At 56.8% G+C, this 13,431-nt stretch carries 15 protein-coding genes; 7 read left to right on the plus strand and 8 right to left on the minus strand.

Annotation, left to right across the window (positions count from 1 at the left end; translation table 11 throughout):
* From ACXJ5O_RS07715 to ACXJ5O_RS07730, 4 genes are all read left to right on the plus strand, one after another.
* A partial coding sequence (locus tag ACXJ5O_RS07715; protein ID WP_457299380.1) for an NAD(P)H-dependent glycerol-3-phosphate dehydrogenase occupies nt 1-934 on the plus strand: 934 nt, incomplete at its 5' end.
* 15 nt (nt 935-949) lie between these two features.
* Nucleotides 950-1,240 (plus strand): YciI-like protein, encoded by a 291-nt coding sequence (locus ACXJ5O_RS07720; RefSeq protein WP_224507355.1) that lies wholly within the window; start codon nt 950-952, stop codon nt 1,238-1,240.
* Nucleotides 1,241-1,248: 8 nt separating this feature from the next.
* Nucleotides 1,249-1,677 (plus strand): EVE domain-containing protein, encoded by a 429-nt coding sequence (locus ACXJ5O_RS07725; RefSeq protein WP_209998968.1) that lies wholly within the window; start codon nt 1,249-1,251, stop codon nt 1,675-1,677.
* A 9-nt stretch (nt 1,678-1,686) separates the two neighbouring features.
* A complete protein-coding gene (locus tag ACXJ5O_RS07730; protein WP_457299381.1) occupies nt 1,687-2,358 on the plus strand; it encodes a class I SAM-dependent methyltransferase in 672 nt (223 codons plus the stop codon).
* On the opposite strand, the gene ACXJ5O_RS07735 is transcribed toward ACXJ5O_RS07730, so the two are convergent.
* On the minus strand, nt 2,355-2,888 hold the full coding sequence (locus ACXJ5O_RS07735) for a L,D-transpeptidase family protein (protein WP_457299382.1): 534 nt from the start codon (nt 2,886-2,888) through the stop codon (nt 2,355-2,357). The genes ACXJ5O_RS07730 and ACXJ5O_RS07735 overlap by 4 nt on opposite strands.
* A 129-nt stretch (nt 2,889-3,017) precedes the next feature.
* Here ACXJ5O_RS07735 and ACXJ5O_RS07740 point away from each other — a divergent pair, with 129 nt between their 5' ends.
* Entirely contained in the window at nt 3,018-3,701 is a 684-nt protein-coding gene (locus ACXJ5O_RS07740; protein ID WP_112525106.1) for a response regulator transcription factor, read from the plus strand.
* 130 nt (nt 3,702-3,831) lie between these two features.
* Entirely contained in the window at nt 3,832-4,290 is a 459-nt protein-coding gene (locus ACXJ5O_RS07745; RefSeq protein WP_271897640.1) for a cyclic nucleotide-binding domain-containing protein, read from the plus strand.
* 132 nt (nt 4,291-4,422) lie between these two features.
* On the opposite strand, the gene ACXJ5O_RS07750 is transcribed toward ACXJ5O_RS07745, so the two are convergent.
* From ACXJ5O_RS07750 to ACXJ5O_RS07765, 4 genes are all read right to left on the minus strand, one after another.
* The gene (locus ACXJ5O_RS07750; RefSeq protein WP_457299383.1) at nt 4,423-5,229 is read right to left on the minus strand and encodes an exodeoxyribonuclease III; all 807 of its coding nucleotides are present in this window, start codon (nt 5,227-5,229) and stop codon (nt 4,423-4,425) included.
* 100 nt (nt 5,230-5,329) lie between these two features.
* Nucleotides 5,330-6,004, minus strand: a complete 675-nt coding sequence (locus ACXJ5O_RS07755) for an outer membrane lipoprotein carrier protein LolA (protein ID WP_457299384.1) — start codon at nt 6,002-6,004, stop codon at nt 5,330-5,332.
* 358 nt (nt 6,005-6,362) lie between these two features.
* Nucleotides 6,363-8,984, minus strand: a complete 2,622-nt coding sequence (locus tag ACXJ5O_RS07760) for a DNA translocase FtsK (RefSeq protein ID WP_457299385.1) — start codon at nt 8,982-8,984, stop codon at nt 6,363-6,365.
* A gap of 150 nt (nt 8,985-9,134) precedes the next feature.
* Nucleotides 9,135-9,689, minus strand: a complete 555-nt coding sequence (locus tag ACXJ5O_RS07765) for a TetR/AcrR family transcriptional regulator (RefSeq protein ID WP_457299386.1) — start codon at nt 9,687-9,689, stop codon at nt 9,135-9,137.
* Between the two features lie 103 nt (nt 9,690-9,792).
* Between ACXJ5O_RS07765 and ACXJ5O_RS07770 the strand changes: the two genes are divergently transcribed.
* Nucleotides 9,793-10,593, plus strand: a complete 801-nt coding sequence (locus ACXJ5O_RS07770) for an SDR family NAD(P)-dependent oxidoreductase (RefSeq protein ID WP_457299387.1) — start codon at nt 9,793-9,795, stop codon at nt 10,591-10,593.
* Between the two features lie 79 nt (nt 10,594-10,672).
* Here the strand turns inward: ACXJ5O_RS07770 and ACXJ5O_RS07775 are convergent, their stop codons facing one another.
* The 3 genes from ACXJ5O_RS07775 to ACXJ5O_RS07785 form a co-directional block, all read right to left on the minus strand.
* Nucleotides 10,673-12,097, minus strand: coding sequence for an ammonium transporter (locus ACXJ5O_RS07775; RefSeq protein WP_457299388.1), 1,425 nt, complete (start codon nt 12,095-12,097; stop codon nt 10,673-10,675).
* 26 nt (nt 12,098-12,123) lie between these two features.
* Nucleotides 12,124-12,462: a P-II family nitrogen regulator gene (locus tag ACXJ5O_RS07780; RefSeq protein ID WP_457299389.1), complete on the minus strand. Its 339-nt coding sequence runs from the start codon at nt 12,460-12,462 to the stop codon at nt 12,124-12,126.
* A gap of 257 nt (nt 12,463-12,719) precedes the next feature.
* Nucleotides 12,720-13,431, minus strand: a 712-nt coding sequence (locus tag ACXJ5O_RS07785; protein ID WP_457299390.1) for an acyl-CoA thioesterase, incomplete at its 5' end; no start/stop codon positions are given.

The following is a 13,431-nucleotide window of genomic DNA, read 5'->3' on the forward strand; positions in this document are numbered from 1 at the left end:
GCTTGGTACCATGGCCGCCCGCAACGACAATGCAGTCCGATTGTACGCACGCAGCACCACAACCGTCGATTCCATCAACAAAGATCATCGTAACGAGACTTATTTGCCCGGAATAGACCTACATCCGGCACTCACGGCAAGTACCGACGCTCGGGAAGTTTTGGCCGGAGTTGACTTGATTCTTTGCGTCATTCCGGCGCAAGCGCTTTCCAATGCCATACAGGAATTGAAAGACCTCATTCCAATCACCACACCGTTAGTGATTTGCGCCAAGGGCATAGAGCGCCACAGTGGCGAGCTGATGTCCGAACTGGTCGCCAGGATTGTACCTGACCAGACCCTTGGGGCCCTTTCGGGGCCAAGTTTTGCAACCGATGTGGCGAGGGGATTGCCGACCGCCGTAACAGCAGCGGCTCGTAGTCAGGCGCTTGCCGACCGCATTGCCCTGATGCTGTCCGGACCAACTTTCCGCTGTTATTCGACCGATGATTTGATCGGTGTGGAAATCGGCGGCTCACTCAAGAATGTGCTCGCCATTGCCGCCGGGGCCGCCATAGGCCGCGGTTTTGGCGCCAGCGCCCAAGCGGCCCTTGTCACCCGCGGGTTTGTCGAATTGCGGCGGATCGGCGAGGCTATGGGCGCAAGGCCGGAGACGATCATGGGTCTTTCGGGACTTGGTGATCTCATGCTTACTTGCTCTACGCCGCAATCGCGTAATTACTCGTACGGACTTGCGCTCGGGCGTGGGGAAGACTTGACTGGCCGACCATTGGCCGAAGGCGTGGCCACGGCCGCAATCGCCGCCGAACTTGCTGCCCGCAACAATATCGAAGCGCCGATCATTGCGACTGTAGCGCAAATACTCGACCGCTACATCACCATCGACGAGGCCATGGAGGCGCTACTGGCGCGGCCGCTAAAGAACGAGAGTTAAACCGGGAGACAATGAATGCTCTATGCCCTTCTGTGCAACGACAAGCCTGATCATCTGCAACTGCGCCTCGACACACGCGCCTCTCATCTCGATTATTTGAACAGCCTAAGTGATCGCCTGAAATTTGCCGGGCCGTTCCTTGGCGATGACGCCAAGCCAAACGGCAGCCTGGTGGTCGTCGAGGCGCCTGACCTTGATGCAGCAAAGGAGATTGCAGCGAATGACCCCTATGCCAAGGCTGGGCTTTTCGCCTCGGTCGACATCCGCCCGTGGAACTGGGCAATCAAGAATCCGGACAACAAATAGGTGCTATCATGGCATTTTGGCTATTCAAATCAGAACCTGATTCATGGTCGTGGGACAATCAAAAAGCCGCCGGGGCCAAAGGTACAGAGTGGACCGGCGTGCGCAACTATCAGGCACGCAACAATATGCGTGCCATGAAGATCGGTGATAAAGGCTTCTTCTACCACTCCAATGAAGGGCTGGACGTGGTCGGCATCGTCGAGGTTTGTGCGCTTGCGCATCATGATTCGAGCACCGAAGATCCCCGCTGGGAATGCGTTGATATACGCGCGGTCAAGGATGTGCCAAATTCTGTGACCTTGAAAGATGTCAAGGCCAATCCGAAACTGGAAAACATGGCGCTGGTTACGTCCATGCGGCTATCGGTGCAACCAGTGCAACCGGACGAATGGAAAGAGGTTTGCCGCATGGGCGGACTTGTTCCAGCACCGGAATGATTTCATCCTGTGGTTGAGCCTGCTCTCGATCCTGAAAGCGACCGCTATCGCCGGTTCGTTCTGGCGAACACCCTTCTCCAATCGCCCCCGCACGTGCCGGAGATCCAGCTCTATCTCGCCGATGAAGCGCATGACCTCTGGCACCGCACAGAAGACGAACTGACAACGATTGGCCTGCCGCCACCATTCTGGGCATTTGCCTGGGCGGGCGGGCAAGGAGTGGCGCGCTACGTGCTCGATCATCCCGCAACGGTTGCAAACGCCGTTGTCCTCGATTTCGCCTCGGGCTCCGGTCTGGTCGGTATTGCTGCTGCTCAAGCCGGGGCGAAGCATGTCATCTCTTGCGATATCGACCCGTTCGCGCGCCCAGYGATCGCTCTGAACGCCGACGTGAATCATGCAGCAGTCGAGATTCGAGTCGATGATCTGATTGGCAGCGACGACGGTTGGGATGTCGTTCTGGCCGGTGACGTTTTTTATGACAAGCCATTGGCCGACCGACTCGTATCTTGGTTCACCGCACTGGCTGCCCGCGGTGCGGACATCATCGTTGGCGATCCCGGCCGCTCCTATTTTCCCAAGAACCTGCTGGATTCATTGGCAGTTTACTCGGTACCGGTGACAAGAATTCTCGAAGACGCCGACGTAAAGCAAACGACGGTTTGGCGCTTCAAACGCTAACGGAGCACACGAACGACCGTCTGGTTTGAAAGATAAGGTAAAAGCCGGTTCATGTCGGCCCTACTCAACGCAATGCAGCCTTCCGTTGGCGTATAGCCCGGTCTTGCCAGATGAAAGAAGATCGCACTTCCCTTGGCACGATGTCGCGGTCTGATGTTCCAGTCCATGACGATGCAGACATCGTATAGATCATCCTTGCGCCACATGGTTTCGTGGCTGGCACCATAGGGAATGCGCACCTTCCGGTTGTAATTGCGATCATTGCTAACCTCGCACCAACCATCGTCGCGGCGGAGTACCTTGAGCAACAGGGCCCGCGTTCCCCTCACTTTCTTGTCAGGACGCTTGAAGCCGTAGAGCAACCGCATGCGCGTGAGCGGCGTTCCACCGTCACCTTCGCGCTTGAAGGCTGTGATTCCGCCTTTGCCCAGCGCACAGCGCAGGATCATATTGCCCGCGATCAACTGCCCTTGGCTCGTATGGCCAGGTCTTGGACGAACATCGATCAATTTCAAGGACCTGTGACTCATGCTTGCCTCATAAAAAGCATTTTTTTGTCAGACTGATGCGCCGCATAACCAATATCAAGTCGATCCCCTTTCTTTCCTGTCCTATTCGACTTAAATTCCAATGACTTCTTTCCATCTGCGGGAGATCCGATGACAGCGCGTACCATTCTTATCGTCGACGACGATGCAGACTTGCGAGCCATCCTGGTTGAACAACTGAGCCTCTATGAAGAGTTCCAGATCATCGAGGAAGATAATGCAACCAAAGCCGTTCAGACGGCGAGAAACGGCGTCGTCGATCTCCTGATTATGGATGTCGGGCTACCAGACATGGATGGGCGCGAGGCAATCAAGCTTTTGCGCAAGGGCGGCTTCAAGGCCCCCGTCATCATGCTGACGGGGCACGATACTGATTCGGATACCATTCTTGGCCTCGAATCGGGCGCTAACGATTATGTGACCAAGCCTTTTCGCTTCGCTGTCCTGCTGGCGCGCATCAGGGCACAACTTCGTCAGCATGAACAGAGCGAGGACGCGACTTTCATTGTCGGGCCCTATACGTTCAAGCCCGGGCAAAAGATGCTGATCGACGCCAAAGGCAGCAAGATTCGGCTGACTGAGAAGGAAGTCGCAATAATCAAATATCTTTACCGTGCGGGCGGCAAGGTCATCACAAGGGATATCTTGCTTGAAGAGGTGTGGGGATACAACTCTGGGGTGACGACACACACGCTGGAGACGCATGTGTACCGGTTGCGGCAGAAAATAGAACATGATCCATCCAATTCAACCATACTTGTCACGGAAAGCGGGGGATACAAGCTCATTCCTTGATGCCGATTGCTACGCCGTACCTCTTTTTTGAGGCATAAAGGACGCAGCACACGAATGATTTGCGCGTAATCCTGAAGATGATTTTTTGGGGTTATGCGCGACGCCAATCTAGGTATATGTCTGTTATTGCATGGCAATTGAAGATGATATTCGCATTCTGGAGACGGTGGGGCTGTTCGAGACGTTTACGCGCGACCAGTTGCGCCTGCTCGCCTTCGGCACCGAACGTCTTGTCTTGCGCGAAGGCCGCGAACTCTACCGCGAAGGCCAGGCGGCGGATTGTGCCTATGTCATTGATCGCGGTGACATTTCCCTGTTCCGCGAAGGGCCGTCAGGTCGCATAATCCTGAAAACGGTGGGGCCAGGTGCCGTCCTCGGCGAGATGGCGATCATCGCCCAGACCAAGCGCCTTACCAGCGCCATGGCCGAATCCGAGACCGAGGTTATCCGGCTCAACCGCTCGCTTTTCCGGCGAATACTCGAAGAATATCCCGAAATCGCCGCAGCTTTGCATGACCAGATATCGGCCGACCTTAGCGAAATGATCGAGGCCATTACCCGGTACGAACATCTGTTCAATGAGCGTTGACTAAACCGGCCGCAACCAAATTTCCCGCGCAGATTGAAATTCTTGCACCAGAATCAAGGATTCTTGCATCAGATTCGGGGAAGTTCGTGCAGGATTCAGCTATTCTTGTGAAATTTTTGTTTTGGATCAAACTCAGTCCAGATTAAAACGTGCAATGACCGGAACATGGTCCGACGGGCGCTCCCATCCGCGTGCCTCGCGAAGGATCGTGATGTCGGTGAGATCGGTTTCAAGGTCCGGCGAACCCCATATATGATCCAGCCGCCGTCCGCGATCAGCCGCCGCCCAATCGGCGGCGCGATAGCTCCACCATGTATAGATCTTCTCGCTCGGCGGGATGTGGTGACGCATTAGATCGCTCCAGCCGCCATCCTTCCGCAGCTTTTCCAGACCTTCCGTTTCGACCGGCGTATGGCTGACGACCTTCAAAAGTTGCTTGTGCGACCAGACATCGGTTTCCAGCGGGGCAATGTTGAGATCGCCGACCAGCAGAGACGCATGGCCATCGCCGTGAACAGCATTCATCGCGCGCATCTCCACTAGGAACCCGAGCTTATGCTTGAATTTTGGGTTGATTTCCGGATCGGGCTCATCGCCTCCGGCCGGAACGTAGAAATTGTGGATACGCAGCCGCTTCGATCCGGCATTGACGACCGTGCTCAAATGCCGGCAATCGGCGATATCGCAAAACCCGACGCGCGCCGGTTCGCTCAGGGGATGGCGCGATAAAGTGGCGACGCCATGATAACCCTTCTGACCGCTGATCTCGATATGCTCATAGCCGGCCATATGAAACGCCTCACGCGGAAAGAGATCATCCGGGCATTTGGTCTCCTGCAAGCACAATACATCGGGTTGATAATCACGCAGGAATTGCAGGACCAGCGGCAAGCGCAGGCGCACCGAATTGATGTTCCAGGTGGCAACGGAAAAGGGCATGACGACTCGCAAGATGGATGGGTGGCACTGTCTATAGTGCGTGGTTCATCCGGTCATGCCAAAAGATTTGGCAAACCGCAAGGCCAGGGTCATGACCTGGCTACCGCTTCATGGCGATGCGGGTGTAGTCGATCTTGAACATATCATCGGCAAAGCGCACGCCGGTCCGCACATCGGTGATCATCACCGTTGTATCGAGACCTTGCGCATCGGTGATGGTCCACTGACGCAGGTCGGAGGTTTTCGGATCGAACATCATGGAAATGGTCGAGTTGCCGAAGATCGACTTGTCGCCAAGCACGATCGTCGTCATGTCCGACTCCTGCTTCACTGACTTGACCGACTTGGTGGACAGATCGATCTGATCGCTCAGCAGCAGCTTCAGCGGCGTTTTCGACAGCGGATAGAGATCCCAGGTGTCGAGCTTGCGATTGTTGATCACCACGGACTTGCCGTCGGAGATAACGCGAATAGGCGACGGCTTGTTGTAGTTGAAGCGGATCTTGCCAGGACGTTCGATATAGAATGTGCCCCCCGTCTGATCTCCACGCGGGCCGAACTGGACAAAACTACCCGTCAGCGTTTTGACGCTGGAGAACTTGTTGGCTATGTCCTGCGCTGCGCTAATGCCGGCGGGTGCGGCTTGTGCCAAGGCAGGAGTCGGCAGCGCGATGTTCGCAGCGCCAAACAGGAGACCCATGCCGACGATGGAAGCAACCGCAGAGCTCTTCGCAATTGAGCCAAGGGCGCGAAACGGTGCATTTGTCAGTGTCATGATCGTATCTCCTGTCGTCTCTCTTCGTACAAAGCCAGTTGGGCTGCACTATGGCCAATAAACGGCAGGATATCGTTTCTTGTTCCCTTGCGCCGTTACGTAACCTGAGCTTGAATCGTTATGTAATGCGCCGCTGCCTATTGTTCCATAACGGCCTACAAAATCGTTACGTTACTCGTTCAAGTATCAACGTTTCCGCTTCTTACCCTCCCCTTTGTGGGGAGGGAGGCTGCGCAGCAGCAGGGAGGGGTTTTCGATTCATCTCGCCTGCATCGTCAGTACACATTTTCGGCCATAAAGACCCCTCCCCGTCGCTTCGCTCCGTCCCTCCCCACAAGGGGAGGGTAAGAACTCACGCCTAGAACTCATCGTCCTCTGTCGGCACGAGAATCTCGCGTTTGCCTGCGTGATTGGCAGGGCCGACAAGCCCTTCCTGTTCCATGCGCTCGATGATCGAAGCGGCGCGGTTGTAACCAATGCCGAGCCGGCGCTGGATATAGCTCGTTGACGCCTTCTTGTCGCGAAGCACGACGGCAACAGCCTGATCATAGGGATCGTCCGAATCTTCGAGATTGGATGTTCCCGCTGGTCCGCCACCTTCGTCTTCGTCGTCTTCCTCTGTAATCGAATCGAGATATTCCGGAACGCCTTGCAGTTTCAGATGCTGGACGATCTTCTCCACTTCATCGTCACCGACAAATGGTCCATGCACGCGCTGGATGCGTCCGCCGCCGGCCATATAGAGCATGTCGCCCATGCCGAGCAGCTGCTCGCCGCCCTGCTCGCCAAGGATCGTTCGCGAATCAATCTTCGATGTAACCTGGAACGAAATACGTGTCGGGAAATTCGCCTTGATCGTGCCGGTGATGACATCGACCGACGGACGCTGCGTCGCCATGATCACATGTATACCGGCGGCGCGCGCCATCTGCGCCAGCCGCTGCACCGCACCTTCAATATCCTTGCCGGCGACCATCATCAGGTCGGCCATTTCGTCGATGATGACGACGATATAGGGCATCGGCTTCAGGTCGAGCTCTTCAGTCTCGTAGACGGCCTCGCCCGTCGCGCGATCAAAGCCGGTCTGTACCGTCCGGGCAATGCGCTCACCCTTCTTGTGTGCCTGCTCGACCCGCTGATTGAAGCCGTCAATGTTGCGCACGCCGACTTTCGACATCTTGCGATAGCGGTCTTCCATCTCCTTGACCGTCCACTTCAGCGCGACCACGGCCTTTTTGGGATCGGTGACGACGGGCGTCAACAGATGCGGAATGCCATCATAGATCGACAGCTCCAGCATCTTCGGGTCGATCATGATCAGGCGGCACTGCTCCGGCGTCATCCGGTAAAGCAAGGACAGGATCATAGTATTGATCGCAACGGACTTACCCGAGCCCGTCGTTCCGGCGACCAAGAGATGGGGCATTTTCGCAAGGTYGGCGATAACCGCCTCGCCGTTAATGGTCTTGCCGAGCGCAAGCGCCAACTTGGTCTTTGTCTGTTCAAAGTCACGGCTTGCCAGAAGTTCACGCAGATAGACCATTTCGCGGGTCTGGTTGGGGAGCTCGATACCGATGGCATTGCGGCCGGGCACCACAGCGACGCGCGCGGCGATCGCGCTCATGGAGCGGGCGATATCGTCGGCGAGGGTGATGACCCGCGACGATTTGATACCCGGCGCCGGTTCCAGTTCGTAGAGCGTCACCACCGGGCCCGGACGCACATGGATGATTTCACCGCGCACCCCGAAATCCTCAAGCACGCCTTCCAATAACCGCGCGTTCTGTTCCAAAGCCTCTTTGGAAAGACCCGGATTGCGCACGACGTTCTTCGGTTCGCTCAGGAAATGCAGCGACGGCATCTCGTACTCGTCAGATGCAATCAACRATGCCTGTGCCTCGCGCTGAACGCGCGCGCCGGCCCGCGGTGCAGGCGCCGGTGTATCAATGCGTGCGGCAACTGGCCTGTTCGGAATCGCCGTCGGTCTTGCCGGAGCTGATTGCAGTGCCCAATCGTCGACGTCCTCTTCATCGCTGAAGGCAACCGGATCGAAGCGGCCGTCGAACTCATCATTGCCGATATCGATGGTGGGCGCCTCGATTTGTGGTGCTTCGTCGTAGAAGCCGGGCTCGCGCCGTCCACCGGTCTGTCCGTTTTTCTGACGCGAAACCGCGATGTCAGGGAAATCGCCGTCATGACGCGTGCCCATACTGCGTGCACTGTTGTAGAGCCCGGCGCTACGACCTGAGACCCGGCGGAACAGGGCTTTCATGCTCAGGAACCAATGGGTCAAGGCGCCGAGAGCGAGCAGGCCGCCACCTTCGCGATCATCATCATCCTCGTCGTCGTAATCGTTATCTTCGGCCACGTGGCGCGTGGACTTCTTGGTTACCACCGGCTCGCTGTCGCGGTAGGTGATGCCACTGGCAAAGCCAAAGATCCAAAGGGTCGGGAGGGCAAGAATGGCAACCATGATCATGGCCAAACCGCCACGGGGGAAAGTGCCGATAAAGATGCCGGGTATCTTGAGGACCATATCACCAAAGACACCGCCGAGACCGATAGGCATCGGCCAGCTTTCAGGTATAGCGAAGCAGCCGGCTATCGCCGCGGCCAGAAGCGAGGCGCAAAGCCAGGCAATGGCCCGGCGCGGCATACGGTCGACACCGCGGCCGGTGAGAAAGAGCCCGCCCCAGAAAAGCGCCGGCATCAGTGCCACGACCATGGAAAGACCAAAAAACTGCATGCCGAGATCGGCAAAGACCGCACCGGGATAACCGAGTGCATTGCGAGTCGGATTCGACGTCGCATGACTGAAGCTTGGATCGAGCACATTCCACGTAGCGAGGCTGCCGATAGCAAAGGCCACGAAGCCGATAAGTCCCAGCCCCCACAGGATATGAATCTGCCTGCGAAACAGGCTGGATAACCCGGTTCGCTGATCATCAATGGCATAGGAGGAAGGGTATCCTTGACGCATGAAATCCGGCCCCGCGTGAACGCATACAGAGCAGCTGCGAGCAGCCGCCAATCCAAGAGTTGATTCTGACGTTACGGTGCGGATGGTTAAGGGGCCATTAACCATGGAAGGGAAGCCAAGAATTTGGTGAGGACGAATTGGGAAAAATCTTCAATCCTGCGAGGAATTCGGGCTAATCCACTCACGCGTCTGCGCCAGCAGTTCATCAGACAAATTCGGGTCATCGCTCATCCGGGCCAAGATGACTGCACCCACCATCGCCGCCCAGCTCCCAATGGCTGCCCGACGTTTGTTTTCTGCAGTTGCCCCAGGAGCTGACCGGCTCAAGCGCTCGATGTGCTCTCGCAAGCCTGCCGTCATCGCTGCGCGGGCCTCTGGCGATTGATGGATGGTTTGGCCGGCCAGCCCCGCCGTTGGACATCCGCCTGCGATATCATCTCGGTGACTTTCCGAAAGGTACGTCGTCGCGTACCGCGTCAGATCGAGGTCCTCCGGTATCCCGGCTGAAACGATGTGGGCCAGGGTTTGAACGATCAGGTCATCTTTCGAATTGAAATGCCCATAAAAAGCGCCGTGGGTGAGAGACGCCGCCTTCATGACATCCGCCACTGTCACCGCCTCGAACCCTTTGGCCCTGAAAAGCCTGCCAGCTGCCTCCAGGATCCTTCGCCGGTTTTCGGCCACTTGCTCGCGGCTGATTTTCATTTTGTCCTCGATTTCGTCTCTTGACATTAATCATGATAGCGATCATGAATAGGCTAAACATGATGATGATCATGATTAGTATTCGAAACCCAAGGAAAAATCAATGAACGCCAAATCCACCGTCCTCATTACTGGAGCCTCCACTGGCATCGGTGCTGTTTATGCCGACCGTTTTGCCAAGCGAGGACATGATCTCGTATTGGTTGCTCGAGACCTGGCCCGATTGGAAACTCTCAGCGAGCGCCTGCGCCGTGAAACCGGAGTGAATGTCGATATCCTCCAAGCGGATCTCACCGACGAGGTTGAGCTCGCTCGCGTGGAGTCTCGGGTGCGTGACGACGCGCGCATTGGCATACTGATCAACAACGCCGGCGCCAGCGCAGCTGGCGGGTTCGCCGACCAAACGCCGGACGACGTGGCCAAGCTCATAAGCCTTAACACGACTGCGCTGACGCGGCTGGTCAGTGCTGTTACGCCACGTTTCATCGAAGCTGGGGCAGGGTCGATCATCAATATCGCCTCGGTTGTTGGATTGGCTCCTGAATTTGGTCTAACCGTCTACGGCGCGACAAAAGCATTTGTGCTGTTCCTCAGCCAGGGACTCCAGCTCGAACTTGGCCCAAAGGGAGTGTATGTCCAGGTGGTACTGCCGGCGGCGACGCGAACAGAAATCTGGGAGCGTTCGGGTCGGGATGTGAATACACTTCCGGCTGTGATGGAAGTAGACGAACTGGTCGACGCAGCGCTAGTGGGCTTCGATCGTCGCGAGTCCGTGACTATTCCCCCGCTACCGGATGCCAATCAATGGAAGGCTTTCGACGCAGCTCGACAGTCAATGATTCCGAATTACGCGCAGGTCCACGCTGCCGATCGTTATCAGCCCGAAAAAGCGCTCGCAAGTTAAGGCAGCGGCCAGGACGCCATGCTCAAAAAGAAAAGGGCCCGGAAACCGGGCCCTTTTGCTTCTCTTCAAGGTAGTCCTATCAGCTGTGATAGGCGGCTTCACCGTGCGAGGTGAGGTCGAGACCTTCGCGCTCGGATTCGGGCGATGCACGCAGGCCGACGACCAGATCGACGATCTTGTAAAGGATCGCGCTGCCGATACCTGACCAGAGCAGTGTCACGAGAACACCCTTGAACTGCGCCCAGACCTGAGTCGCGGTACCTGCATAGCTGGCGGCGAAATCGGCAGTCGAGTAATCGACGATACCAGCGCCACCGAGTGCCGGATTGACGAGGATGCCGGTGCCAAGAGCACCGATGATGCCGCCGACGCAATGGATACCGAAGACATCGAGGCTGTCATCATAGTCGAACGTGTTCTTCACCACTGCGACGAAGAAGTAGCAGACGACTGTGACGACCGCACCGAGCACGATGGCGCCCATCGGACCGACGAAGCCGGCAGCCGGGGTAACGGCAACCAGACCGGCGACCGCACCCGATACGGCACCGAGCATCGAAGCCTTACCGCGCAGGAAGGATTCGAGGATGATCCACATCACCGCCGCAGCAGCTGTCGCCACGAAGGTGTTGATCATGGCAAGGCCCGCATAGGCGTTGGCTTCGAKGTTTGAACCGGCATTGAAGCCGAACCAGCCAACCCACAGCAATGACGCACCGACCATGGTCATCGTCATGGAGTGCGGTGCCATGATGTCTTTCTTGTAGCCGGTACGCTTGCCGATCATCAGAGCTCCGACGAGACCAGCAATACCCGCATTGATGTGGACGACGGTACCACCGGCAAAGTCGATTGCGCCGAAGCCGAAGATCAGGCCCGACGGATCGGAATAGGCACTTGGACCACCCCAGAACCAGACCATGTGAGCGATCGGGAAGTAGACGAAGGTGACCCAGAGGATGACGAACAGGATGACCGCCGAGAACTTCACGCGTTCAGCGAACGCACCGACGATAAGCGCTGGTGTAATGCAGGCGAAGGTCATCTGGAAGACGACATAGACCAGCTCGGGGATGGCGACGCCTTTCGTGAAGGTTTCGGACATCGTCGTCACGTCGACGCCGTGCAAGAAGGCCTTGGACAGGCCGCCGACGAACGAATTACCGGGTGTGAAAGCCAGGCTGTAGCCGTAGAACACCCAGATCAGCATCACCACAGCGGTGATGGTGAAGACCTGCATGAGAACCGAGAGCATGTTCTTCGAGCGGACAAGGCCGCCATAGAAAAGCGCGAGTCCGGGGATGGTCATCAACAGCACAAGCACTGTCGAGATCATCATCCAGGTGGTGTCGCCCTTGTCGACCGTGAAGGCTGGCGCTGCGGCGGCGGGAGCTGCTGGCGCGGCCTCCTGAGCGAATGCGGCCAGCGTACCGATAGCGACCAGTGCCAGCGACCCGAGAAGGGTGCTGCGCGCCGCAGATGTCAGACTGGTTGGAATTTTCATTATTGTCTCCTTGAACCCCAAATAAATCACAGCGCGTCGGTGTCGGTTTCGCCCGTGCGGATACGGACGGCCTGCTCGATGCTGAGAACGAATATCTTTCCGTCACCGATCTGGCCTGTCTTGGCAGCCGTGGTGATGGCTTCAACGGCGGTGTCGACGAGCTCGGATGCGACTGCGACTTCCACCTTCAGCTTCGGAAGGAAGCTGACGGCATATTCCGCCCCGCGATAAATTTCGGTGTGCCCTTTCTGGCGGCCATAACCTTTCACCTCGGTGACGGTCAGGCCCTGGATGCCGACAACGGTGAGTGCTTCGCGCACTTCGTCCAGCTTGAACGGCTTGATGATGGCCATCACAATTTTCATTGAATATACCCCTGCGCTTTGCGCGGCGCCTTTCAGGTGGAATTACTCGAAAGGCTTCACATCCGCGTTGAACCCATCGCCTAAAGCCGCTTGTGGCAATCGGTGACTGCTAAGGAGTATTCAAGTTCTGTGCCAGACTCGAAATATAACGCCAAGCTATTGATTATAAATGGATATTTTTAACGATTGATGGCATGATTGCGTGACGCTAAGCAACATGCCTAAAATTTAGGCAAACTCAAAGGGCTTTGAAAACGTCACGCCTCGGAATGCACACGAATTAGGCCTTCCTGTGCTGTCGAGGCAATCAATGCGCCATCACGGCTATAGATTGCACCACGATTAAAGCCACGCGCACCGGATGTACTGGGGCTGTCTGCCGTATAAAGCAGCCAGTCGTCAAAACAGCAGGGCCGATGAAACCACATGGCGTGGTCGAGGCTGGCGACCTGCAGGTCACGATCGAAAATCGATCTTCCATGCGCATAAAGCGAGGTATCGAGCAGCGTCATGTCCGACAGATAAGCGAGCACTGCCGCCTGCACGGCGCGGTCATCCGGCACGGGACCTGTGGTCTTGATCCAGACGTTCTGCTCGGGCGGCAGCTTCTCGCGCGAAAAATAGTGGGCGAGCGACAAGGGCTTCATCTCGATGGGCCGGTCTTGCTCCCAGTACTTGCGGATAGCGGCGGGCGCATTCTGCAGATATTGCTCTTTCAGGTCGCGGTCGCTGATGAGATTTTCCGGTTCGGTGACATCGAGCGGTTTAGGCTTTTGATGTTCGAGCCCCTCCTCCTCGATCTGGAAGGAGGCTTCGAGCGAAAAGATCGCGTGGCCGTGCTGGATACCGACGACGCGCCGGGTGGTAAAGCTCGAACCGTCGCGAATACGATCGACCTCGTAAATGATCGGCACTTTCGGATCGCCGGCGCGCATGAAATAGCCGTGCAGCGAATGCACATGACGCAGA

The sequence above is a fragment of the Phyllobacterium sp. P5_D12 genome, assembly GCF_054049495.1.